17 protein-coding genes are annotated in these 22647 nt (G+C 74.7%); 11 read left to right on the forward strand and 6 right to left on the reverse strand.

Going from position 1 to position 22647, the window contains the following annotated elements; genetic code table 11:
- Positions 1–35: 35 nt before the first annotated feature.
- The gene (locus tag ACZ6ZR_RS00140) at positions 36–1154 is read left to right on the forward strand and encodes a GDSL-type esterase/lipase family protein (RefSeq protein ID WP_465637713.1); all 1119 of its coding nucleotides are present in this window, start codon (positions 36–38) and stop codon (positions 1152–1154) included.
- A 65-nt stretch (positions 1155–1219) separates the two neighbouring features.
- On the opposite strand, the gene ACZ6ZR_RS00145 is transcribed toward ACZ6ZR_RS00140, so the two are convergent.
- Positions 1220–2578, reverse strand: a complete 1359-nt coding sequence (locus tag ACZ6ZR_RS00145; protein ID WP_465637715.1) for an NAD(P)/FAD-dependent oxidoreductase — start codon at positions 2576–2578, stop codon at positions 1220–1222.
- A 129-nt stretch (positions 2579–2707) separates the two neighbouring features.
- On the opposite strand from ACZ6ZR_RS00145, the gene ACZ6ZR_RS00150 reads away from it, so the two are divergent.
- From ACZ6ZR_RS00150 to ACZ6ZR_RS00165, 4 genes are all read left to right on the forward strand, one after another.
- Positions 2708–3463 (forward strand): HipA family kinase, encoded by a 756-nt coding sequence (locus ACZ6ZR_RS00150; protein WP_465637717.1) that lies wholly within the window; start codon positions 2708–2710, stop codon positions 3461–3463.
- Positions 3463–3849, forward strand: coding sequence for a DUF3037 domain-containing protein (locus tag ACZ6ZR_RS00155; protein ID WP_465637719.1), 387 nt, complete (start codon positions 3463–3465; stop codon positions 3847–3849). Before ACZ6ZR_RS00150 ends, ACZ6ZR_RS00155 begins: the two co-directional genes overlap by 1 nt.
- Before the next feature lie 57 nt (positions 3850–3906).
- Positions 3907–4335: a MarR family winged helix-turn-helix transcriptional regulator gene (locus ACZ6ZR_RS00160; RefSeq protein WP_465637721.1), complete on the forward strand. Its 429-nt coding sequence runs from the start codon at positions 3907–3909 to the stop codon at positions 4333–4335.
- A 149-nt stretch (positions 4336–4484) separates the two neighbouring features.
- Positions 4485–5891: a hypothetical protein gene (locus ACZ6ZR_RS00165; RefSeq protein ID WP_465637723.1), complete on the forward strand. Its 1407-nt coding sequence runs from the start codon at positions 4485–4487 to the stop codon at positions 5889–5891.
- A 19-nt stretch (positions 5892–5910) separates the two neighbouring features.
- On the opposite strand, the gene ACZ6ZR_RS00170 is transcribed toward ACZ6ZR_RS00165, so the two are convergent.
- The gene (locus ACZ6ZR_RS00170; protein ID WP_465637725.1) at positions 5911–6879 is read right to left on the reverse strand and encodes an NADP-dependent oxidoreductase; all 969 of its coding nucleotides are present in this window, start codon (positions 6877–6879) and stop codon (positions 5911–5913) included.
- 105 nt (positions 6880–6984) lie between these two features.
- Here ACZ6ZR_RS00170 and ACZ6ZR_RS00175 point away from each other — a divergent pair, with 105 nt between their 5' ends.
- The 4 genes from ACZ6ZR_RS00175 to ACZ6ZR_RS00190 all read left to right on the forward strand — a co-directional run bounded on the left by ACZ6ZR_RS00175 (position 6985) and on the right by ACZ6ZR_RS00190 (position 11141).
- The gene (locus ACZ6ZR_RS00175) at positions 6985–7581 is read left to right on the forward strand and encodes a TetR/AcrR family transcriptional regulator (protein ID WP_465637726.1); all 597 of its coding nucleotides are present in this window, start codon (positions 6985–6987) and stop codon (positions 7579–7581) included.
- A gap of 52 nt (positions 7582–7633) precedes the next feature.
- Positions 7634–9073: an adenylosuccinate lyase gene (gene purB / locus ACZ6ZR_RS00180; RefSeq protein ID WP_465637728.1), complete on the forward strand. Its 1440-nt coding sequence runs from the start codon at positions 7634–7636 to the stop codon at positions 9071–9073.
- Between the two features lie 216 nt (positions 9074–9289).
- Positions 9290–10447, forward strand: a complete 1158-nt coding sequence (locus ACZ6ZR_RS00185; protein ID WP_465637730.1) for a sensor histidine kinase — start codon at positions 9290–9292, stop codon at positions 10445–10447.
- A gap of 13 nt (positions 10448–10460) precedes the next feature.
- Entirely contained in the window at positions 10461–11141 is a 681-nt protein-coding gene (locus ACZ6ZR_RS00190) for a response regulator (RefSeq protein WP_465637732.1), read from the forward strand.
- Between the two features lie 171 nt (positions 11142–11312).
- Here ACZ6ZR_RS00190 and ACZ6ZR_RS00195 read toward each other — a convergent pair whose 3' ends face one another.
- Complete coding sequence (locus tag ACZ6ZR_RS00195; RefSeq protein WP_465637734.1) at positions 11313–12806, reverse strand: DHA2 family efflux MFS transporter permease subunit; 1494 nt, start codon at positions 12804–12806, stop codon at positions 11313–11315.
- Positions 12807–12972: 166 nt separating this feature from the next.
- Here ACZ6ZR_RS00195 and ACZ6ZR_RS00200 point away from each other — a divergent pair, with 166 nt between their 5' ends.
- The gene (locus ACZ6ZR_RS00200; protein WP_465637736.1) at positions 12973–13758 is read left to right on the forward strand and encodes a S1 family peptidase; all 786 of its coding nucleotides are present in this window, start codon (positions 12973–12975) and stop codon (positions 13756–13758) included.
- A 67-nt stretch (positions 13759–13825) separates the two neighbouring features.
- Here the strand turns inward: ACZ6ZR_RS00200 and ACZ6ZR_RS00205 are convergent, their stop codons facing one another.
- The gene (locus ACZ6ZR_RS00205; RefSeq protein WP_465637738.1) at positions 13826–19681 is read right to left on the reverse strand and encodes a WD40 domain-containing protein; all 5856 of its coding nucleotides are present in this window, start codon (positions 19679–19681) and stop codon (positions 13826–13828) included.
- A 156-nt stretch (positions 19682–19837) separates the two neighbouring features.
- On the opposite strand from ACZ6ZR_RS00205, the gene ACZ6ZR_RS00210 reads away from it, so the two are divergent.
- Entirely contained in the window at positions 19838–21046 is a 1209-nt protein-coding gene (locus ACZ6ZR_RS00210; protein WP_465638474.1) for an ArsB/NhaD family transporter, read from the forward strand.
- A 72-nt stretch (positions 21047–21118) separates the two neighbouring features.
- Here ACZ6ZR_RS00210 and ACZ6ZR_RS00215 read toward each other — a convergent pair whose 3' ends face one another.
- Entirely contained in the window at positions 21119–21970 is an 852-nt protein-coding gene (locus ACZ6ZR_RS00215; protein ID WP_465637740.1) for an inositol monophosphatase family protein, read from the reverse strand.
- Positions 21948–22604, reverse strand: a complete 657-nt coding sequence (locus tag ACZ6ZR_RS00220; protein WP_465637742.1) for a hypothetical protein — start codon at positions 22602–22604, stop codon at positions 21948–21950. Before ACZ6ZR_RS00220 ends, ACZ6ZR_RS00215 begins: the two co-directional genes overlap by 23 nt.
- Positions 22605–22647: the final 43 nt, after the last annotated feature.

The raw sequence follows: 22647 nt of genomic DNA on the forward strand, positions 1-22647 counted from the left end.
CCGTGCTCGAAAACTGTCGAAGCATCAGAACCGCCGTGCGTCTCTTGGCCGCAGCCACCCTCGCCCTCCCGCTGCTGGCCTTCACCACCCCCGCGCAGGCCGCCACCGGCCCCACCGCCTCCGTCTCGATGGGGGACAGCTACATCTCCGGCGAGGCCGGGCGCTGGAAGGGCAACAGCGTCACCGCCTCCGGGAGCCGCTCGGGCACCGACCGGGCCTGGACCGGCAGCGCCTACGACCCCACCCGGGCCTACGGGACCAGCTACGCCAACGGCTGCGACCGCTCGGACTCGGCCGAGGTGCGCAGCGCCACCGGCATCGCGCAGACCCAGATCAACCTGGCCTGCTCGGGGGCGGTCAGCCAGAACGTCTTCCGCGCGAGCAACGGCGGCCAGGCCTACAAGGGCGAGGCCCCGCAGGCCGACCAGCTCGCGGCGGTGGCGGCCGCCAACGACGTCAAGCTGATCACGCTCTCCATCGGGGGCAACGACCTCGGCTTCGCCGACGTGATCGAGACCTGCGTCAAGGACTACCTGATCTGGTACTCGTACTGCTACGACGACCAGCAGGCGGCGGTGGACTCCCGGATGCCGGCCGCGATGGCCGGGGTGGGCAAGTCGATCGACGAGATCCGCGCGGTGATGACGAACGCCGGGTACGCCTCGTCCTCGTACCGGATCGTGCTCCAGTCCTACCCCTCGCCGATCCCGCGCGGCGCGGACATGCGCTACTCCGAGAGCGGCTGGAGCCGGGCCGACACCGGCGGCTGCCCGTTCTGGAACGGGGACGCCGACTGGGCGCGCTCCTCGCTGGTGCCGCAGATCTCCGACGAGCTGGCCAAGGTCGCCAAGGCCAAGGGCGTGCAGTTCCTGGACCTGCGGGACATGCTGGCGGGCCGTGAGGTCTGCTCCAAGGCCACCAAGCAGGCGAGCTCCAGCTCCGCGCCCAGCGCCACCTCCAGCGAGTGGGCGCGCTTCGTGGACGCGGGTCTGTCGGCCTCGCAGGGCGACGTCCAGGAGTCCATGCACCCGAACTACTACGGCCAGCTGGCGCTCGGCCGCTGCCTCACCCTGCTCTGGGCCAAGAGCGGTGACCAGTCCTGCCGCAACACCGCCGGACAGGACGCCAACGGGATGTACCTGACGGCCCGTTGAGACGCGACGGAGCCCCCGCGCCGCGCGCGGGGGCTCCGTCGGGGCCAGGGGTAAGGGGCCCGGGGTCAGCCCTTGGCCAGCAGGGCCTGGGCGTGCTCGCGGACCTGATCCTTGGTCAAGTACGCGTCGGTGTACTCGAAGTCGCGCAGCCGGGCGGGCTGACGGGCCAGGAAGCCGGTGCGGACGAAGTCGTCCCCGGCGGTCGCGTTGAGCAGCCAGTTGGCGCCCACCCGGAACTTCGCGGCGTTGGTCCGCATCGCCATCATGTGGTAGCCACGGGCCACCAACTGGGCGGGCAAGCCCCGGAGTTCGACGCCGACCGGCTTGGAGACGGCGTCCTTGCCGCCGAGGTCCACCACCAGGCCCAGGTCCTTGTGGTAGTACGGCTCCAGCGGCTGGTTGCGCAGCGCGGCGACCAGGTTGTCGGCCACCTTCTTGCCCTGCCGGGCGGAGTGCTGGGCGGTCGGCGGGCAGACCGCGCCGTCGCCCTTGGCCAGGTCCGGCACGGCCGCCGCGTCGCCGAGCGCGAAGACGTTCTCGAACTGCGGCACCCGCATCTCCGCGGTGACGGCCACCCGGCCGCGCACCGTCTCGGCGTCCAGGGTGCCGATCAGCGGGCTGGCGGCCACGCCGGCCGTCCAGATCAGGGTGCGGCAGGGCAGCACCCGGCCGTCGGTGAACTTGACCGTCTCGGCGCCCACTTCGGCCACCGAGACGCCGAGCGAGACGTCCACGCCGCGGTCGCGGAGCACCTCCATGGCACTGGTGCCGAGCTTGTCGCCGAGCTCGGGCATCAGCTTCGGGGCGATGTCGATCAGGTGCCACTTGATCAGCCGCGGGTCGAGGCGCGGGTAGCGCTTGCTGGCCGCCGTGGTCAGCCGCTGGAGGCAGGCCGCCGTCTCGGTGCCCGCGTAGCCGCCGCCGACCACCACGAACTGCAGCCGGGACTCGCGCTCGTGCTGGTCCAGGGTGGCCGAGGCCAGGTCCAGCTGGGCGATCACGTGGTCGCGCACGTACGTCGCCTCGGCCAGCGTCTTCATGCCGCGCGCGTAGTCGGTCAGGCCCGGGATGTCGAAGGTCCGGGTCACGCTGCCGGGGGCCAGCACGAGGTAGTCGTACTGCTCGGCCACCACCTCGTCGGTGATCTTGCGGACCACGCAGACCCGGGAGCGCGGGTCCACCCCGATCGCCCCGCCGGGCAGGATGTGGGTACGGCGCAGGGTGCGGCGCAGCGAGACCGCCACCGACTGCGGGGTGAGCACCCCGGCCGCGACGTGGGGCAGCAGCGGCAGGTAGAGCTGGTAGTTGAACGGGGTGACCAGGGTGAGTTCCGCCTCGGAGGGGGCGAGCTTGCGCTCCAGCCGGCGCGCGCACTCCAGACCGGCGAAACCGCCGCCGACGATCAGGATTCGAGGTCGTGCCATCGTCCGGTCCTTATCTGTGTGGTCCGAGGAGTGGGCCGAGTGGTCCGAGGGGCCGTGCCGGGACAACTGTTCGCCACCCTTGCACGGGCGCTGACGGGTTGCCACCGGGTGAGGCACTAGGGTGATCGCGTGCTTCAAGAGGTGACGGCGGTCCGGTACGTGACGCCCCTGCGCGAGGGCGGGTCGATGCCCGGTCTGGTCGAGGGCGACGACCGGCGGCTCTACGTGCTCAAGTGGTCCGGTGCGGCGCAGGGGCGCAAGGCCCTGGTGGCCGAGGTGCTCGCGGGGGAGCTGGGGCGCGGCCTCGGGCTCCCGGTGCCCGAGCTGGTGCGGGTCGACCTCGATCCGGTGCTGGCGCGCAGCGAGCCCGAGACGCAGATCCAGGACCAGATGCGGGCCAGCGGCGGGGTCAACCTCGGGATGGCCTTCGTCAGCGGCGCGCTCAACTTCGACCCGCTCTGCTTCGAGGTCGACCCGGAGCTGGCCGGGCGGGTGCTCTGGTTCGACGCGCTGATCGGCAACGTGGACCGCTCCTGGCGCAACCCGAACCTGCTGGTGGCCACCGGCGGCCTGCGGCTGATCGACCACGGGGCCAGCCTGATCTTCCATCACCACTGGGCCGGGGCCGCCTCCTGGGTGGGCCGCCCGTACGACGCCTCGGACCACGCGCTGCGCGCCTTCGCCCCGCAGCTGGCGGCTGCCGACGAGGAGTTGGCGCCGCTGGCGAAGGAGGCGGTGGAGCGCGCGGTGGCGCTGATCCCCGAGGAGTGGCTCACCGACGAGCCCGGCTTCGGCTCCCCGGCCGAGGTGCGCGCCGCGTACCTGGCCCAGCTGTCCGCCCGGCTGGCCGGGCCGCGCGACTGGCTCCCGGAGGTGGCCGCCTGATGACCGACCGGCTGCACGACTACGAGTACGCGGTGATCCGGGCGGTGCCCCGGGTCGAGCGCGGCGAGTTCGTCAACATCGGCGTGATGCTCTACTGCCGGTACAGCTCCCACCTGGCCGCCCGCACCCACCTGGACCAGGGCCGGCTGCTGGCGCTGGACCCGGTGGCCGACGTGGCCGGGGTCCGGCGCGCGCTCTACGGCTTCGAGGCGGTCTGCGAGGGCGGCGCCGCCGCCGGGCCGGCCGCCGGGGACAGCCCGGGGCAGCGGTTCCGCTGGCTGACCGCGCCGCGCAGCGCGGTGGTGCAGCCGGGCCCGGTGCACACCGGGCTGACCGCCGACCCGGAGGCGGAGCTGCGCCGGCTGTTCGACCAACTGGTGCTCTGACTTCCTTCACCTGCTCGAAACTGGAGTATGTCAAGCGACTGTGCGTACCCTTGCGGCATGGGCACCACCACCCCTCCCTCCACTGCGGACCTGATGGAGGCGGTCGCCGCCGTCGGCACCGCCTACTTCCAGGACTTCGCGGCCGCCGCCGCCCGGCACGGGCTCAGCTCGTCCCAGGCCAAGGCGCTCAAGTCGCTGCGCGAACCCGTCCCGATGCGGGCGCTGGCCGGGCGCCTCGGCTGTGACGCCTCCAACGTCACCGGCATCGTCGACCGACTGGAGGGCCTCGGACTGGCCCACCGGGAGGCCTCGGCCGGGGACCGCCGGGTCAAGATCGTCACCGTCACCGAGAAGGGGCTGGAGGTGCTGGAGCAGGTCCACCGGGACATGGCCAAGGCGCACCGGGCCTTCGCCTCGCTGAGCCCGGAGCAGCGCGCCGCCCTGGACGGCCTCTGCCGCCAGGTGCTGCCGCTGCTGACCGGCTGAGGGCGGGCCCGGCGCACCGGCCCGTTCTCTGCGCGCCCCCCGCGCGGGCCGTGCGCGAGCCCTCCGCAACGGGAACCCCGGGTGCCATCATGGCCCGGGGCCGGACGGGGGACGGGGTCGGCCCGAACCGACCTTGGGGGGTCTCACCGATGCTGCACTACAACCTGGCCGGACCGGGCGCCGTGGCGCCGACGTACACCACCAGCCATCCGCTGGAGGCACAGGAGTTCGTCGCCGACCCGGCGGCGTACGTCGGCTACACCTTCCGGAACGCGGCGGGCGCGCCCAACCTGGTGGCGGCCCCGGCCGGCACCCAGCTGGCGGTCTCGCAGAACGGGCGGTTCGCGATCGAGTCCGCCGACCTGACCCGGCGTCAGCCGAAGTTCTTCTTCGCCGACCCGGCGCAGCTGCCGCAGTGGAACAAGGCGCTGGCCCGGGCCGGCTCGGAGTTCCAGCTCTTCGCCGAGCCGACCCGGACGGTGACCTTCACCCTGCCGGGCGCGGGGGCCGCCACCACGCTGGTCCGGGTGCGGCAGGCGAACCTCAGCGCACGCAACAGCGCCGGCACCGTCACCATGACCGAGAACTGCGACGCCGTGGTGCAGAACGTCATCGGCTCCGTGCTCCAGCCGAAGCCGGTGCTGGGTCGCAAGGCCTTCCTGGGCAGCAACCCGACCGAGCAGACGGTCTTCGGCGAGTACCACCTGGCCAACCAGTTGGTGCGGGCCGTGCTGCCGCTCGCCGACCTGCCCGCCGCCGTCCCCGCCCGGGACGCGGCCCGGGACCTGATCGCCCGGCACTACGGCGAGGACCTGCACACCCTGGCCAACGGCGGCGTGCTGCACGCGCCGAACCTCGCGGCCGACCTCCAGGCCTTCGGCCTCAACCAGCACGCCCGCCCGACCGCCGTCGCCCAGGGGCTGTACAGCGCCTCGCTGGGCACCGCGCACCCGCACCTGCCGAGCGGGCAGCAGGTCTTCGACTACGCGAACAACCGCCAGCTGGCCGACCTGGTGGCCCTCAACCGGCAGGTCTGGGGCTTCCACTGGGGCGGGGTGGTGGCGATCGACGGCACCGACTACCTGACCTTGGAGAACTACGCGCGCACCTCCGAGAACTCGGCCGGCGCGGCCGGTCACCTGGGCTACTTCCAGGCCTACGGCGCGGGCCCGGGGCAGGACTGGCACACCCGGTGGACCACGCCCGGTCCGCACGGCAAGCAGTTCGCCAACGCGCTGACCATGGTGGTCGAGCCGGACGGCGTGCGGGGCCTGGCCAACTGGGTGCCGGCCGAGAAGTCGAACAGCGCGGCGGTCGGCACCGCCGCGACCAACGCGGCCCTGACGACCGCGCTGCTCAACGGCCTCAACTACGCCAACGTGCACGTCTACGCGGCCGCGCTGGCGGACGAGTACGCCGACAAGAACCGCCGGATCGGCTGGATCCAGGAGCTCAACGCGCGGATCGCCGCTCCGCCCGCCTGGCTGGACGACGAGACCAGGGCGCTGCTCCAGCACGTGCGGGCGGAGATGGTGAAGGTCAAGTCCGGCCTCTGACCGGCCGGGTGAGCCGCCGTCAGCCGACGGTGAGCACGATCTTGCCCTGGAGGTGGCCCCGCGCGGCGCGCTCGTGCGCGGCGGCCGCCTCCCGGAGCGGGAAGACCGAGTCGACGGCGGGGGTGACCTCCCCGGCGTCGATCCGCCGGCCGAGCTCGGCGAGGTCGGCGCCGCTGGAGCGGACCTGGTGCACGGGCAGGGCGGTGACCCCCAGCTCGGCGACGCGCGCGGGGTCGTACTCGGCCGGGTAGACCGGGGCGACCGCGCCGCCCGGACGCAGGGTCCCCAGCAGGAGCTCCGCCCGCGGGCCGCCGACCGTGTCGAGCACGAAGTCCGCGTCCTGGACGGACCCGGCCACCGGGCCGCGCTCGCGGTCCACGAACGCGTCCACGCCGAGCCGCTCCAGGTACTCCCGGTGCCGCCCGGAGGCCACCCCCACCACCCGCTCGGCCCCGGCGGAGCGGGCCAGCTGCACCGCGAGGTGGCCGACCCCGCCCGCCGCGCCGTTCACCAGCACGGTGCCCCGGACGTGGCCGGCCATGTGCTGGAAGAGGAACTGGTACGCCGTCAGCCCGGCCAACGGCACACCCGCCGCCGTGACGTGGTCCAGGGTGGCGGGCTTGCGGGCCAGGTGCTCGGCGGGGGCGGTCAGGTACTCGGCGTAGGCCTCGCCCCGGCCGGGGAAGTTCACCAGCCCGAACACCTCGTCCCCGACCGTCCACCGCGTCACCCCCGGCCCGAGCGCGGCCACCGTGCCGGAGACGTCCCAGCCCGGGACCAGCGGCAGCGGCCAGTCCGGCCGCAGGGCCTCGGGGATGGCACGGAAGCCGTCCCGGGCGTGGGCGTCCGCCGGGTTGAACCCCACCGCGCGGACCTCGACCAGGACCTCGCCCGGGCCGGGCACCGGCCGGGGCAGCTCGGTCCAGGTCAGCTGTCCGGGGCCGCCGAACTCGGTGATGTGGATCGCGTGCATGGTCGGCACGGTCATGTCCCCTCCCTGGGAATGACGGAGTGCAGGGCTCGGTAGAATGCGGAGCACTGCTCCGGAAAGTGAAGCGGAGCAGTGCTCCGTTTGTCAAAGGGTCGAGGTCGCATGCCTGCTGAAGCGTCGTCAGGTGAGGGTCGCGCGCCGCGCGCGGACGCCGTCCGCAACCGCGAACGGCTGCTGGAGGTGGCCGCCGAGGTGGTCGCCGAGCAGGGCACCCAGGCCTCCCTGCGGGACGTCGCCCGCCGGGCCGGGGTCGGCCTCGGCACCCTGTACCGGCACTTCCCGAACCGGGAGGTCCTGCTGGAGGCGTTGCTGCGCCGGCGCTTCCGCGCGCTGGCCGAGCGGGCCGCCGAGCTGGGCGCGGGCGGGCAGGAGCCCGAGCGGGCGCTGCGGGACTGGCTGTACGAGTTCACCCGGGAGGCGGGTGCCTACCACGGCCTGCCGGCCACCCTGCTGGCCACGCTCGGCGACCCCGGCTCGCCGCTGCACGCCGACTGCCTGGCCATGCGGGAGGCGACCGGCCGGCTGCTGACGGCGGCTCAGCGGGGGGGTGCCGTCCGGGCCGACGTGACCCCGCTGGACCTGTACGCGCTGAGCAACGCGCTCGGCTGGGTCGGCGGGCAGTCGGAGCAGCTGGCCGGGCGCCGGGACCACCTGTTCGACCTGCTGTTCGCCGGGCTCAGCACGGGGCTACGCGCGTAGTCAAGTCCCTTGGCCGAGCCGCTGCGAACCGCTCCGACCTGGACTGTTAGGCTTGCGAAGCGTGAGCGCGAAGCCCCAGATCCCCAATGTCCTGGCCTCCCGGTACGCCTCGGCGACCCTGGCCCAGCTGTGGTCCCCCGAGCACAAGGTGGTCCTCGAACGCCACCTGTGGCTCGCCGTCCTGAAGGCCCAGCAGGACCTCGGCATCGAGGTGCCCGAGACCGCCGTCGCCGACTACGAGCGCGTCATCGACCAGGTGGACCTCGGGTCCATCGCCGCCCGTGAGCGGATCACCCGGCACGACGTGAAGGCCCGCATCGAGGAGTTCAGCGAGCTCGCCGGGCACGAGCAGATCCACAAGGGCATGACCTCCCGGGACCTGACCGAGAACGTCGAGCAGCTCCAGATCCGCCAGTCCCTGGAGCACGTCCGGGACCGCACGGTGGCCGTCCTGGTCCGCCTCGGCGCCCTCTCCGCCCAGTACGGCGACCTGGTCATGGCCGGGCGTTCGCACAACGTCGCCGCCCAGGCCACCACCCTCGGCAAGCGGTTCGCCTCGATCGCCGACGAGCTGCTGGTCGCCTTCGCGCGGCTGGAGGAGCTGATCGCCCGTTACCCGCTGCGCGGGATCAAGGGCCCGGTCGGCACCGCCCAGGACATGCTCGACCTGCTCGGCGGCGACGCCGAGAAGCTCGCCGAGCTGGAGCAGCGGGTCGCCGCCCACCTCGGCTTCGAGAGGGTCTTCACCAGCGTCGGTCAGGTCTACCCGCGCTCGCTGGACTTCGAGGTGGTCACCGCCCTGGTGCAGCTGGCCGCCGGCCCGTCCAGCCTGGCCAAGACCATCCGCCTGATGGCCGGCCACGAGCTGGTCACCGAGGGCTTCAAGGCCGGCCAGGTCGGCTCCTCCGCCATGCCGCACAAGATGAACACCCGCTCCTGCGAGCGCGTCAACGGCCTCGCGGTGATCCTGCGCGGCTACGCCTCGATGACCGCCGAGCTCGGCGGCGACCAGTGGAACGAGGGCGACGTCTCCTGCTCGGTCGTGCGGCGGGTGGCCCTGCCGGACGCGTTCTTCGCCTTCGACGGCCTGCTGGAGACCTTCCTGACGGTGCTCGACGAGTTCGGCGCCTTCCCGGCCGTGGTCGAGGCCGAGCTGGACCGGTACCTGCCGTTCCTCGCCACCACCAAGGTCCTGATGGGCGCGGTGCGCGCGGGTGTCGGCCGGGAGACCGCGCACGAGGTCATCAAGGAGCACGCGGTCGCCTCGGCGCTGGCCATGCGGGAGGGTGCGCGGGAGAACGCGCTGCTCGACAAGCTGGCCGCGGACGAGCGGATCCCGCTCGACCGGGCGGCGCTCGACGCGCTGCTCGCGGACCGGCTGTCGTTCACGGGGGCGGCGGGCGCGCAGGTCGCGGAGCTGGTCCGCCGCGTCGAGGCCGTCGCCACGGCGTACCCGGCGGCCGCCAAGTACGCGCCGGGGGACATCCTCTAGGCACACGGTGCCGCCGGGGGCGCGAGGAACGGCGCGGGGTGGGAAGGCAGCACGTGCAACTGGCTGATGGTGGGTCAGTTGCAGGTGAGCCGCCTTCCGATTCGCGCCCCGCGGCGGAGCCGCGAATCAGCAGAGCCTCGCGCCCCTGTTGGCGCTCCGCGACTATCAACCGTGGGGTTGACGACGGGGCCGTGAGGGGCGGTTAGCCTCCGTGCGGTGCGGTGGCGGACGGTGGGTGAGCGGCGGGCCCTGGAGGTGGGGGCCGCCGTGGTGCTGGTGGTGTGCGGGTGGGTGGTGGGGCGGGGGTACCAGCCGCTCGGGTGGCGGGAGTTCGACGGGTGGGCGTACCCGCTGACCGTCGCGACCGCCGGGCCGCTCGCGTTCTGCGGCCGTCACCCCGTCGCGGCCGTGCTCGTCTCCGACCTCGGGTACTCCGCCTACCTCGCGCTCGGCTACCAGCCCTCCGTCAACTGGTGGAGCACCCTGCTGACCCTGCTGGTGGTGTGCGAGCTGCGCACCTGGCGGGCCGCGGCTCCGGCGCTGGCCCTCACCACGGCCGTGATGGTGCAGAGCGGGATCGCCGGCGGACTGGCCCCCGAGGTGGTGGCTGCGCAGGCGCTGACGGCTCCGCCGCTGGCCGCGCTGGTCGGCCGCCTCGCCCGGGGGCAGGCCCGGTTCCGGTGCCTGTCGGAGGAGTTGGCGCTCGAGCAGGCGGACCGGGAGCGGCGGGCGCTGGTGGACGAGCGGATCCGGATCACCCGGGAGCTGCACGACCTGATCGCCCATCACATGGCGGTGATCTCGGTGCAGGCGGGCCTGGCCGGGTACGTGTTCAGCTCCGATCCGGTGGCCGCCCGGAAGGCGGTGGACACCGTCCGGCAGGTCAGCCACGAGGTGCTGGCGGAGCTGCGAGGGCTGACCGGCGCGCTGCGCGAGGACCGGGACCAGGGCCCGCCGATGGACGCGCTGCCCGGGCTGGACGGGATCCCGGCGCTGGTGGACGCGGCGGCGGGGGCCGGCGGCCGGGTGCGGTACCGCAGGGAGGGCCGGGGCGGGTCGCTGTCGCCGGGTGTGGAGCTGTGCGCCTTCCGCACCGTGCAGGAGGCGCTGGCCAACGTGGCCGAGCACGCCCGGGGGGCCAGTACCGAGGTACTGGTGGTCCGGACGGCCGGGCACCTGGAGGTGACGGTGCGCAATCTCGCCGACGGAGTGCGGTCGGAGGGCCGCCGGGCCGGGCACGGGTTGATCGGGCTGCGCGAACGGGCCAGGATCAGCGGTGGCGAACTGACGGCGGGGGAGACCGCCGACGGGGGTTTCGAGGTGCGGTTGGTGCTGCCCCTGCGGCCGGACCAGCCGGCCGGGTCGGGGAGTTGACGGGGGTGGGGTCATGACGAGCGTCCTGGTGGTGGACGACCAGTACCTGGTCCGGGCGGGGGTGGCGGCACTGCTGCGGGCAGCTCCGGGCTTCGGTCCGGTGTGGGAGGCGGGCAGCGGGGAGGAAGCGCTGGCCGCCGCCGCGCTGCACCGGCCCGAGGTGGTGCTGATGGACATCCGGATGCCGGGCATGAACGGGATCACCGCCACCGAGCGGCTGCTGGCCGGCGCCGCCGGGGCGGCTCCCGGGGAGCGGCCGTGCGTGATCATGCTGACCACCTTCGACCTGGACGAGTACGTCTACGCCGCGCTACGCGCCGGGGCCGGCGGGTTCCTGCTCAAGGACACCCCGCCGGAGCGGCTGCTGGCCGCCATCGCCACCATCGCGGCCGGGGACGTGCTGTTCGCCTCGGGGGTGACCAGGCGGCTGGTGGAGGTGTTCGCGCCGCGCGCCGAACCGCCCGGTGCGGGGCGGGAGTTGGAGCAGCTGACCGGCCGTGAGCGGGAGGTGCTGACCTGGGTGGCACGCGGTCTGTCGAACGAGGAGATCGCCGCCCGGCTGGTGGTGAGCGAGGCCACCGTCAAGACCCATCTGCACCGGGTGATGACCAAGCTCGGCCTGCGCAGCCGGGCCCAGGCGGTGATCGCCGCCTACGAGGCGCGGCTGGTGGTGCCGGGCGCGGTGGCCGGCTGAGCCGGGCGGGCCGGGCGGGCTCGCGGATCGTGTACGGAACTCAACCCCGGGGTGTACGGAGCTGACGGGAGGTCAACTCACCGGTGGATGTGCCGCACCGCCCGCCGGCGGGAGGATCGTACCGGCTCACGGGGAGCTGTCGACCGGCCCCCGGCCGGGTGTGCACGGGGGTCATCCGGGCGGGGGCCGGTCGAGCGGTGGGGTGGTGCCGTCGCAGTACCACCCGCAGGTGGGTTCGGCGACCTCGTGCTCCGGCTCCAGGGCGGAGCGCGGGACGGTGAGCACGGAGAGCAGGGCGCCCAGCAGGAGCAGGCCGGTGCAGGCGTACATCGCGGTGCCGAAGGCGTGGTCGACCCGGGCCGGGTCGAGGTAGGCGTCGCCGGTCAGCCCGGCCAGCGGCGGCAGGGCGGCCACCGCCAGCAGGCCGGCCGCCCGGGCGGCCGCGTTGTTGACGCCGCTGGCGATGCCCGCGCGGCGGACCTCGACGGCGGCCAGCACGGTGGCGGTCAGCGGGGCGACCAGCAGGGTCATCCCGGAGCCGAGCACGGTGACGGCGGGCAGCACGTCCGTCCAGTACGAGGCGCCCGGGCCGATCCGGAGCAGCAGCAGGACCCCGCCCGCGCAGAGCAGCGGACCGAGCGTCAGCGGCAGCCGGGGGCCGACCCGGTGGCCGAAGCGGCCGGCCCGGCCGGAGAGGGCCAGCATCAGCAGGGTGATCGGCAGCAGCGCCAGCCCGGAGGTCAGCGGGGTGAAGCCAGAGACGGTCTGCAGCTGCACCATCAGCAGCAGGAAGATCCCGCTGAACGCCGCGTAGACGCAGAGCGTGACCAGGTTGACGGCGGAGAACAGCCGGGACGAGAAGAGGCTCAGCGGCATCATCGGCTCCGGGCTGCGCCGTTCGACCAGCACGAAGGCCACCCCGAGCAGGACGCCCGCCACGCCCAGGAGCGGGGAGAGGCCGCGGCCCGCCTCGGTGAGGGCGTAGGTGATCCCGGCCAGCGAGAGCGCGGCCAGCACGGCGCCGGGCAGGTCGAAGCGGCCGGTGGCGGACTCGTCCCTGGTCTCCGGGACGTGACGGGCCGTCACCGCGATCACCACGGCGGCCAGCGGCAGGTTGAGCAGGAAGACCCAGCGCCAGCCGGGCCCGTCCACCAGCCAGCCGCCGAGGAACGGCCCGGCCGCCGCGCCGACCCCGCCGAGGCCGGACCAGACGCCGACCGCGCCGGAGCGGTCGTCCGGGTGGAAGGAGGCCTGGAGCATGGCCAGCGAACCCGGCGTCAGGAGGGCGCCGCCGATGCCCTGGAGGGCGCGGGCTGCGATCAGCAGACCGGCGTTCGGGGCGAAGGCGCAGAGGGCGGAGGCGGCGGCGAACCAGACCACGCCGATCAGGAAGACCCGGCGGCGGCCGTAGCGGTCGCCGAGCGATCCGCCGAGCAGGATCAGGCCGGCCAGGGTGAGCAGGTAGGCGTTGACCGTCCACTGGAGCGCGGCCATCGAGGCGCCGAGGTCGGCGCCGATCCGGGGCAGGGCGACGTTCACCACCGTGCCGTCGAGCATCGCCATGCCGGAGCCGAGCGCGGTGGCGGCCAGCACCCAGCGGCCCCGGGCGGTGCCCAGGCGCAGGCCGTCGGCGGGCTCCGCGCTCGCGGGCGTGTTGGTCTCCACGGGGCCGATCCTCCTCCGGGGGCGGGGGTTCTGCCAGCGTGGGCACGGACTCCGGACGGTCCGGGCGCGTGCTCCTGCCAGTCGGGGGTGGCAGGTTCCCACCCCTGCCGCTGACGGTGCGCCGACAAGGAAGCTGGGGCCCTCCCGACCCCCACTTCGGAGGCTGATGATGAAGCGTCAACTGGCTCGCTGGTCGTCCCTCGCGGCCGGTGCCCTGCTGGCGACCGGTGCCATGGTGCTGCCCGCCCAGGCCGGGGAGGTGCCCCCGAGCGTTGTCGGCGGCACCCGGGCCGCGCAGGGCGAGTTCCCGTTCATGGTCCGGCTGTCGATGGGCTGCGGCGGCGCGATGATCACCCGTCAGGTCGTGCTGACCGCCGCGCACTGCGTCGGCGCCAGCGGTAACACCACCAGCATCACGGCCACCGTCGGCCAGGTGGACCTGCAGAGCTCGAGCGCGGTGAAGATCAAGTCCACCAAGGTGTACCGGGCCCCCGGCTTCACCGGTGCGGAGAACGGCAAGGACTGGGCGCTGATCAAGCTCGCCTCGGCGGTCCCGGCCGCCGTCGCCACCCTGCCGATCGCCTCCACCACCGCCTACGACAGCGGCACCTTCACGGTGGCCGGCTGGGGCGCGGCGAGCGAGGGCGGGGGCCAGCAGCGCTACCTGCTCAAGGCCAACGTCCCGTTCGTCAGCGACGCGAGCTGCGCCTCGGCCTACCCGGGCCTGGTGACGGCGGCCTCGCTCTGCGCGGGCAACCTGGCCAGCGGCGGGGTGGACACCTGCCAGGGCGACTCGGGCGGCCCGATGTTCCGCCGGGACTCCGCCAACAACTGGATCCAGGTCGGCATCACCAGCTGGGGCGAGGGCTGCGCGCGGCCCGGCAAGCCGGGTGTCTACACCCAGGTGAGCACCTACGCCTCGGCCATCACGGCGGCCGCCGCCTCGCTCTGACGGGTCGACGGGCTGACGGCAGCTCAGAACGGCCCCTCCGCCCGACGGCGGAGGGGCCGTCCGCACGTCAGAGCCAGGCCTCCGGGGGGAGCCGGTGGACGCCCGGGAGCTGACCGTCCAGCTCACCGGGTTCGAAGCGGCACATGCCGACGGCGTGCCAGAACTCGCCGGCCACGTCGCCCTCGCACTTGTACGCCCCGGAGGGCAGCAGCGCCGCCCAGCCGTCCGGGGCGCCGATCAGGGTGGCGAGGGCGCCGGGGCGGCCGTCGGCGCGCAGGCGCCAGAGCCGGACGGTGCCGTCCTCGCCGCCGCTGGCCAGCAGCGAGCCGTCGGGGCTGAACGCGACGGCCAGGATCCGGCCGGTGTGGCCGCGCAGGTCCGCCACCTGCTCGCCGGTGCGCACGTCCCAGAGCCGGACCGCGCGGTCGTCCCCCGCGGTGGCGAGCAGCGGCCGGGAGGGGTGGGCGGACGCGGTCCAGAGCCGTCCGACGTGGCCGGCCAGCCGGTGCCGGACGACGCCGTCGCGCCAGATCAGCGCGGTGCCGTCCCAGGAGGCGCTGGCCAGCCAGGAGCCGTCGGGCGCGGAGACGACGGCGTACACGCGGTCGGTGTGGGCGTCGAGTTCGGCCTCGACCCCGACGGTCTCGAGGTCGCAGATCCGGACCCGGTGGTCGTCGCAGCCGGTGAACAGGTGCCGGCCGTCCGGGCCGAAGGCGATGGAGCGGACCCGGCCCCGGTGCTCACGCAGGGTGCCGAGGTGGGCGCCGGTGCGGCGGTACCAGATGCGGACGGTGTCGTCGTCGTTGGCGGTGGCCACCAGTTCGCCGTCGGGACTGAACGCCTCGGCCCAGATGTGCTCGGTCTCGACGTCCAGCTCGCGCAGGTACTCGCCGGTCCTGGCGTTCCACAGGCAGAGGTCGCCGTCGTTGGTGGCGGTCGCCAGGATCGCCTCCTCCGGGCTGAACTCGGCGGAGACCAGCCGGCTGCTGCGGCCGGACAGTTCGCGCACCCGGCGGCCGGTCGCGGGCTCCCAGATCCGGACCACGCCGTCGTTGCCGCCGGCCGCGAGCAGGGTGCCGTCGCCGCTGAAGCCGAGCGAGCCGATCCGCCGGCCGTGGCCGCGCAGGAGCTGGCGGCTCCGCCCGGAGGCCGGATCCCAGAGCCGGACCAGCCCGTCGTTGCCACCGGTCACCAGCAGGCGGTCGCTCTCCGCACCGCCCCGGCCGGGACCGGGCCGGAACCGGCAGGCCCACACCGAGCCCCGGTGCTCGGGCGGCTGACGGTCCATCCGCACCACCTCGTGGCCCGGCGCGCGGTCACCGCCCGCCCGCGGGGCACCGGTGACGCGCCAGAGCCGGACCCCGCCGTCGCTGTCGCTCGCGGCGAGCCGGGTGCCGCCCTCGTCGAAGGTGACCTGGTAGATCTTGCCGGTCGAGTCCTCGGGCCGGCCGGCCGGTGTGCCGTCGAGCGGGTTCCAGAGCCGGATCTGGCCCTCGGTGTCCCCGCTGGCCAGCAGGTCGCCGTCGGGGTGGAAGGCGAGGGTGTAGATCCGTCCGGCGTGGCCCGGCAGGGTGTGCAGCAGCCTCCGCCCGGCCGTCTCCCAGATCCGCACGGTGCCGCCGGTGTCGGCACCGCCCCCGTCGGCGGTGGCGATCAGGGTGCCGTCCGGGCTGAACGCCGTCCGGTAGACGGTGCCCCGGTGGCCGGGCAGTACGGCCAGCCGGCGGCCGGTGGCGCTCGACCAGAGCCGGGCCCCGCCGCCCTGGTCACCGGTGACCAGCAGGGTGCCGTCCGGACTGAACACCGCGGTGTAGACGGGGGCGGCGTGGCCGGGGAGGCGGTGCAGCGGGCGTCCGGTGGCGGTGTCCCAGAGGGTCACCACGCCGGTCGGGTCGCCGGTGGCGACCAGCCGGCCGTCCGGCCCCAGGGAGACCGGCCAGACGCCGCCGGGGTGGACGTCGAGGCGGTGCCGGCACTCGCCGGTGACCTGGTCCCAGAGCCGGACGGTCCCGTCGGCGCTGCCGGTGGCCAGCAGGTCACCCGCGAACTTGACCGCGTAGACCCGCCCGATGTGGTCCTTGAGGGTGCGCAGGGCGACCCCGGTGAGCGCGTCGCAGACCAGCACGCTGCCGTCCTCGCTGCCGATCGCGAGCAGCCGGCCGTCGGGGCTGAAGGCGACGGGTTCGGGCAGCCGGGTGGAACGCACGTCGAACCCGTACGGGACGCCGACCTCCGAGGGGCTGAACCCGGCCTCGACGGGGAGCCCGGGGGCGATCGCGGCCGCCCGCAGTTCGGGTGCGGCCAGCACCTGAGGGTCCGTCACGGCCGAGATCAGCGCGGCCCGTTGCCAGCGGCTGCCGTGCAGCCGGGCGCCCCGCAGGTCGGTGCGGATCAGCCGGGCGCCGCGCAGGTCGGCGGAGCGCAGGTCCGCACCGGACAGGTCGGCCGCGTCGAGCCGGGCGCCGGCCAGGGTCGCGCCGCGCAGGTCGGCGCCGGAGAGGTCGGCGCCGAGCAGGCGGGTGTCGGTCAGGTCGGCGCCGGACAGGTCGACGCCCGACAGGTCGCGGTGCGAGAGGTCCTCGCCGGCCAGGGTGGCGCCGTGCAGGTCGGTGTGCGCGGGCACCCTGAGCCGGTCCAGCACCTTGATGGCGTTGAGCCTGGCCGGTCCGTCGTCCTCGCCGCCGTCCAGGACGGACCGGGCCCAGCTCTGGCAGGCCTGGTGGTCGGCGAGGTCGCAGAGGAACTCGACGGCGAGCCGGCTGAGCGGGCCGCGCCCGAGCAGCTCGGTCTCGCCGCGCTCCAGCGCGGCCGCGGCCGCCCTGGCCACCAGCCACTCCACCACCGATCCGTGGATGAACTGGAACATGCCCTCGTCGGAGCGGGTCAGCAGGCTGCCCGAGCCGACGGCGTGCGCGACCTGCGAGGTGGGCATCGGGTTCTCGGCCAGGCCGCCCAGCACCTCGGCGATGTCGTGGATCTCGTCCAGCGCCACGGAGACCCGGCCGCTCTCCCAGAGGCGCAGGGCGAGCAGGGTGACGGCCTGCCAGAGCTGGTCCAGGCGCAGGCCGGCGGCGGCCCCCGGACCGCTGTCGCCGCGCCGCTCCTCGAACCGCAGCCAGGAGGTGAAGACCTCCTGGTAGAGACCGGCGGCACTGAGCGCCCGGCCGGCGCCCGCCACGGCACGCAGCCGGTCGTGGTCGAGGTCGGCGACGAAACTGAGCAGCCGTGGGTTGCGGCAGAGTTCGAGCAGGTCGGGGATGGCCTCCAGCAGCCGCATCCGGCGGTCGGCGGCGTCCGGGTCGCCGTACCGGTTGGCGAGGTAGCCCCGGATCTGCTGCGGGGTGAAGTCCTGGACGGCGACCAGCCTGCGCTGTGGGAGCAGGCCGACCCGCTCGCCGAGCGCGGTGAGCACCTGCTCGTGCGAACTGAAGTGCTGGGTACGGCTGGTGACGACGATCTTGGCACTGTCGACGGCGGCGTCGAGCAGCACCTGGAGGTGGTCCGCGGCGCGTTCGTAGCTGACCCGGTTGACGAGCTCGTCGAAGCCGTCGAAGAGCAGCACGATCCGGCCCTGCCGGAGCATGTAGCGGAACGCGCGCAGGTCCAGCGTGTCGATGCCGTGCTCGGCCAGGTGGGCCGCCACCAGGCCGTCCAGCGAGTGCGCCTTGTCGAGCGCGCTCAGGTCGATGAACAGCGGTGCCAGATGCGGGAGTTCGGCCGGGATGCGGCGGGCGGTCTCGCGCAGGGCGAAGGTCTTGCCGCGGCCGAAGTCGCCGAGCAGCAGCACGAACCGGCCGTGGTCGGACTCGAGCAGCCGGAGCAACTCGTCGACCAGGCCGTCCCGTTCCTGGCCGCCGGGGCGCTCGGCGTCGCGGTAGCGCTGCGGCAGGTAGAGGCCGGGCTGGTACTGGCTGTCGGCGGCGAGCCGCTCGCTCTGGGCCGTCACGTGGTCCCGCAGGTCCAGCAGGCCCTGGAACTCCAGGAAGCTGCGCACCCGCACCCCGCGGCGCCGGGCCCGCTCGCGCAGCTCCCGGGGCGGTGGCGGGCCGTCGTGCACCAGCTCGGCGTCCGAGGCGGCGCCGTCGGCGTGGACCTCGTCGACGAACCGGTCGACATCCTCAGGTGTCGGTGTCCGCACGCTGACGGCCACCCGTTGCTGGCGGACCAGGCCGGACTCGGCCCAGGTGACGAAGAGTTGGGCCGGGGAGCCCGCCACCTCCCGGACCTGGGCGCCCTGGTGGCGGGTGCGGCAGACCTCGGTGACCCGGGCCAGCAGGGTCTGCAGCGGCGAGGCCAGGCCGCGGGTCTCGTGCTCCGGGCCGTCGGCGGGGCCGGACTCGTCGGTCTGCGGGGGGCCGGCGGTGGCCGCGGCCGGCGCGGGCTCCGGGAAGGCCCTCGCGGCCCGCCGCCAGGAGGCGGCCACCCGGGTCGGCGCGACGTCCGGGGCGGACCAGCGGGTCAGCCCCTCGCGGGTGAGCCGGAGCAGCTGGTGGCCGCCGGCGGCCGGGGCGCCGACGACGGTCACCTCCCCGGCCGAGGTGGTCAGCGCGCCGCCGGTGCCGCGGCCGCCGTCCGGGCCGTTCAGCAGCAGGTGGAGGCGGGGCGCGGTCAGCCGGGTGAACCGGTCCACGTCGCGGAGCGGTTCGGCCTCCGCGGCGCCGCGCGCCGGACGGGCGGCGGTCACCGGGTGGCGCAGGGCGCCGAGCCGCAGCCAGCCGTCGCTCTCGTAGGGGCGCAGCGCCTGGGCGAACCAGGCCGCCTGCTCCGGGCCCAGCCAGCCGTACCGGTCGTCCGGCCGGTGGGACCAGGCCATCGAGGAGTTCAACCCGGCCACCACGGTGCCCAGTTCGGGAACCGGGAAGAGGGTCCACGGCTGCGCGCTGTCGAAGACCACGTCCAGGCCCTGGTAGAACTCCTGGAACAGCCGGGCGTAGTGCCGCCACTTCGGCCAGTACGGCGCCGTCGGCCGCACCTCGTCGGCCTCGCAGGTGGCGAAGTAGGCGCGCGAGGCGGCCTGGCTGACGTCCTTCCCGCCGGGGACGATCGCCACCCGGTGCGGCTCCAGGCCGAGCAGGGCGCGCATCCCGGTGAGGTAGGAGAGCGCCTGCTCGCACTCGCGGGGGCTGCCCGAGGCGGTCAAGTCGCCTGTCACGACCACCAGTTCGGGCGCGGGCGCGCCGGAGTCCGCGAGCTCCACCAGATCTCCCCAGACCGCCGCCTGGAGGTCCACCGGGTCGTGCCCCCGGCCGAACTCGGGCCCGGCCAGGTGCAGCACGGTCACCGCCTCGCGCAGACCGCTCCGGCCCGGCCCCTGCGGGTAGTCGGGCTGGACGCTCGGCCGGCGGCGGCCCGCGCCGCCGCCCGTCGAGGGCTCGGTGGCCTGCGCCCGTGGGGTGGGGGAGAGGGGGCGTGGGGATCCCAGGGCGCCGACGGCGCCCGGCACACTGCCCGGGTAGCCCGGGCGGAGCTCGGGCCGCGCCCTGCCGTCCATCGCCGACGCGACCCGGGCGAGCAGGAGTTGACGGGCGCGGTCCGGCTCGTCCACGCCGGCCAGGTCGATGTAGGTGAGGGTGGCGAGCAGGCCGTCCACCGGGATGTCCTCGATCCGGACCGTGATCAGACGGCGGTCCGGCGCGTCCGGATCCGCGCGCAGGGCGGCCTGCCACTCCATCCGGCCGTAGCGCGAGCGCTCGTAGTTGCGGGAGAGGAGCGCGATGACCGCCGCGGAGTCGGTGATGCCGTGGTCCATGAAGTCGACGAAGTTGGTGCCCGGGACGAAGTCCCAGGCCTGGAGGAAGGCCCGGTAGCCGGCGTCCTCCAAGGTCCAGGCGATCCAGGCCGCCCAGCGTTCGTCGGCCGGCGAGTAGCTGATGAAGAAGTCGATCGGCCCGGGGCCACCCGGGGTCGCGTCAAGAGCCCCCATGGAGAGAACATATGGCCGCTCCGGACATGGCTAACCCTTTTGGCACGCAACGTTTTCCGGATGAGCCACCGTCAGTTCCGGTGCGCACGGCCGCTGTCCGGCAGCCCGTCCGAGGCGGACTCGACCGACGAGGCCGGGTGTGCGACGCTGGCGCCCGTGTTCGCGTACTGGCCCGCCGTCCGGCGACGGCACCCGCTCGACCTGCTGGCCGGCGGCCTGCTCGCGCTCGGCCTGCTCCTCCTCGCCACCGGACTGCTCCCGGCCGACTCGGCGGGGGCGGCCGCGCAGCGGATCGCGCCGCTGCTGGCCTTCCTGGGCTCGGTCATCGTGCTGGCCGAACTGACCAGTGCCGCAGAGGTGTTCGACGTCATCGCGGCCTGGGTGGCGCGGGCCGGGCGGGGCAGCTACCCCCTGCTCTTCCTGCTGTGCGTCGGCTTCGCCACGCTCACCACGACCGTGCTCAACCTGGACACCACCGCCGTACTGCTCACCCCCGTGATGCTGGCGCTGGCCACCCGGGTGGGCATCGCGCCGCTCCCGCTGGCGATGACCACGGTCTGGCTGGCGAACACGGCGAGCCTGCTGCTGCCGGTGTCCAACCTGACCAACCTGCTGGCCGCCGACCGGGTCGCGCTGTCCCCCGCCGGGCTGGCCCGGGCGATGTGGGCGCCCCAGCTCACCGCCCTGCTGGCCACCGCCGCCTGCCTGTGGGGGTTCTACTGGCGGCGCGGGCGGCGGGGCGCGGACGGGTACGACCCGCCACCGGCCCACCGGCCGGCGGACCCGGCGCTGTTCCGGATCTGCGCCCTGGCCTGCGCCGGGTTCCTGACGTGCAGTCTGCTCGACGTGGTGCCGCTCTGGGTGGCCTCGGGCACGGCCGCCGCGGTGGTGGTGGCGGCCCACGCCGTGCGCCGTCCGACGGCGTTGAGCGTCTCGCTGGTGCCCTGGCGGCTGCTGGTGATGGTGCCCGGGATGTTCCTGGTGGTGCAGGCCGTCGACGCGCACGGGCTGCACCGGCTGCTCTCCGGGGCGATCGGCACGGACGGCGGGGTGCTGGGCCTGTTCCGGGCCTCGGCGGTCGGCGCGGGCCTGTCCAACCTGCTCAACAACCTGCCGGTCTACCTGGCCGGGGAGGCGGCGGTGCCGGACGGCAACCACCAGCAGCTGCTGGCCCTGCTGATCGGCACCAACGTCGGCCCGCTGATCACCCCTTGGGCCTCGCTGGCCACCCTGCTCTGGTACGAGCGGTGCCGGTCGGCGGGCCTGCGGGTGCCGCTGCGGAGCGTGGCCGGGACGGGGGCCGTGCTCGCCGTCGGCGGCGTGGCACTGGCCACCGCCGCGCTCGCGCTGGTGGGCGGCGCCTGAGCGGGCGGTTGCCTGAGCGGGCGGGCCCTGACGGTGGGTCAGGCGGTGGTCAGGCGGTGGTCAGGCTGTGGCTCAGAGGGCGCCGGCGACCAGGCCGAGCAGGTGCGGGATGACCTCCTCCCGGCCCGCGACGTAGCTGCGGGCGGTGTCCGGCTGCCCGATCCGCGGGCTGAACCCGCCGCCGTCGAGCGCCCGGACCACCAGTCCGGCCTCGGTGGCCAGCAGGCTGCCGGCCGGCAGGTCGATCTCCTCGGCCCGGTAGCCGACGAAGCCGTCGATCAGCCCGCCGGCCAGCAGCGACCAGGTGAGCAGCGGCGCCCAGAGCTGGAGCACCCGGCGGGCGCCGCGTTCCAGCCCGTCCTTGAGCGCCCTGGCCACCGGGTCCCCGCCCGCCACCGCGTGCCCCTGGGTCCAGCCGAGCACCGGGCGGCGGCCCGTGCCCGGTGGCCGGTCCGGCACCCACAGCCGCCCGGAGGGGCCGTACGCCCCGCAGCCGCGCACGGCCCGCCAGGTCCGGCCGAGGACCGGGTCGTGGACCACGCCGACGACCGGCTCGCCGTCCAGGCAGAGCGCGATGCCGACGACGTACGCGGGCAGGCCGACCACCACGTTGTTGCTGCCGTCCAAGGGGTCGACCAACCAGGTGCGGCGGCCGCCCGGCGGGCCGCCGGTGGCGCCGCCCTCCTCGGCCAGCACGTGGTCCGCCGGGAACCGCTCCGCCAGCCGCCGGGTGATCAACTCCTCGGCCAGCAGGTCGAGTTCGGTGACGACGTCACCGTCCTCCCCCTTGCCGTCCACCCGGAAGGCGTCGAGGAAGCGGGCCCGCAGCAGGTCGCCGGCCTCCTCGGCGGCCCGCACCGCGACCCGGCACTCGTCCGCGAAGCCGTGCGGCGCGGGCCGCTCATCCGCCGCTGTCGTCTCCACCGATCCTCCTGGCCACTTCTCGGGCGATCCGGGCCGTCTGGGCCGCGTCGCAGAGCTGCCGCACCACCCGGCGGGCGGTGCCGTCCACCGGCCCCAGGAGCACGTCCACCGGCCCCGGCACCGTCCGGCCCAGCACCACGGTGGCGGCGGGAGCCGGGTCCGGCAGCACCGTGGCGTGGAACTCGCCGGCGCCCAGCGTGTACGTCTCGCCCCGCCCGCTGGTCCGCTCGGTCAGCGGCTCCCAGCGCACCAGCCGGGGGCTCGGGCGGATCTCGTCCGTCCGGCCGGCGCTGTGGACCTCGAAGGCCCGGTGGGTCGGCCGGTCGGGGGCGTCGTACACCCCCACCCGCAGGTTGCCGACCCGGCCGTAGAGCACACTGCTCGTCAACTCCCAGCTGTGGCAGTGGATCTCGCGCTCGTCCCCGGGCCGGGCCGGGGCGAACGCGTGCACGCACACGCCGTGCGATCCCTCGCGCAGCACCGGCAGGCAGTAGAAGCCGAGCGGATGGGCGACCGCGCGCAACGGTCTTGCCCCGGAGGCCACTTCGGCCAGCAGGCGGCCGACCAGGCCGTCCAGTTCCGGCTCGGCGGCGGTGCGCCCGGCAGCCCGTTCGAGCGTGCTGAAGAGGTCCATCGTCTCCCCCTGGTCTCCCCGGCGGGCGCACCGGCCGCGACGC

The organism is Kitasatospora sp. NPDC088742 (assembly GCF_055584905.1).

Bases quoted from the DNA above. Each gene is read 5' to 3' on its own strand.
- ACZ6ZR_RS00145 (WP_465637715.1), bottom strand. From the start codon at position 2,578: ATGGCACGACCTCGAATCCTGATCGTCGGCGGCGGTTTCGCCGGTCTG.
- ACZ6ZR_RS00165 (WP_465637723.1), top strand. From the start codon at position 4,485: ATGCTGCACTACAACCTGGCCGGACCGGGCGCCGTGGCGCCGACGTAC.
- ACZ6ZR_RS00170 (WP_465637725.1), bottom strand. From the start codon at position 6,879: ATGACCGTGCCGACCATGCACGCGATCCACATCACCGAGTTCGGCGGC.
- ACZ6ZR_RS00175 (WP_465637726.1), top strand. From the start codon at position 6,985: ATGCCTGCTGAAGCGTCGTCAGGTGAGGGTCGCGCGCCGCGCGCGGAC.
- ACZ6ZR_RS00155 (WP_465637719.1), top strand. From the start codon at position 3,463: ATGACCGACCGGCTGCACGACTACGAGTACGCGGTGATCCGGGCGGTG.
- ACZ6ZR_RS00205 (WP_465637738.1), bottom strand. From the start codon at position 19,681: ATGGGGGCTCTTGACGCGACCCCGGGTGGCCCCGGGCCGATCGACTTC.
- ACZ6ZR_RS00200 (WP_465637736.1), top strand. From the start codon at position 12,973: ATGATGAAGCGTCAACTGGCTCGCTGGTCGTCCCTCGCGGCCGGTGCC.
- ACZ6ZR_RS00160 (WP_465637721.1), top strand. From the start codon at position 3,907: ATGGGCACCACCACCCCTCCCTCCACTGCGGACCTGATGGAGGCGGTC.
- ACZ6ZR_RS00220 (WP_465637742.1), bottom strand. From the start codon at position 22,604: ATGGACCTCTTCAGCACGCTCGAACGGGCTGCCGGGCGCACCGCCGCC.
- ACZ6ZR_RS00190 (WP_465637732.1), top strand. From the start codon at position 10,461: ATGACGAGCGTCCTGGTGGTGGACGACCAGTACCTGGTCCGGGCGGGG.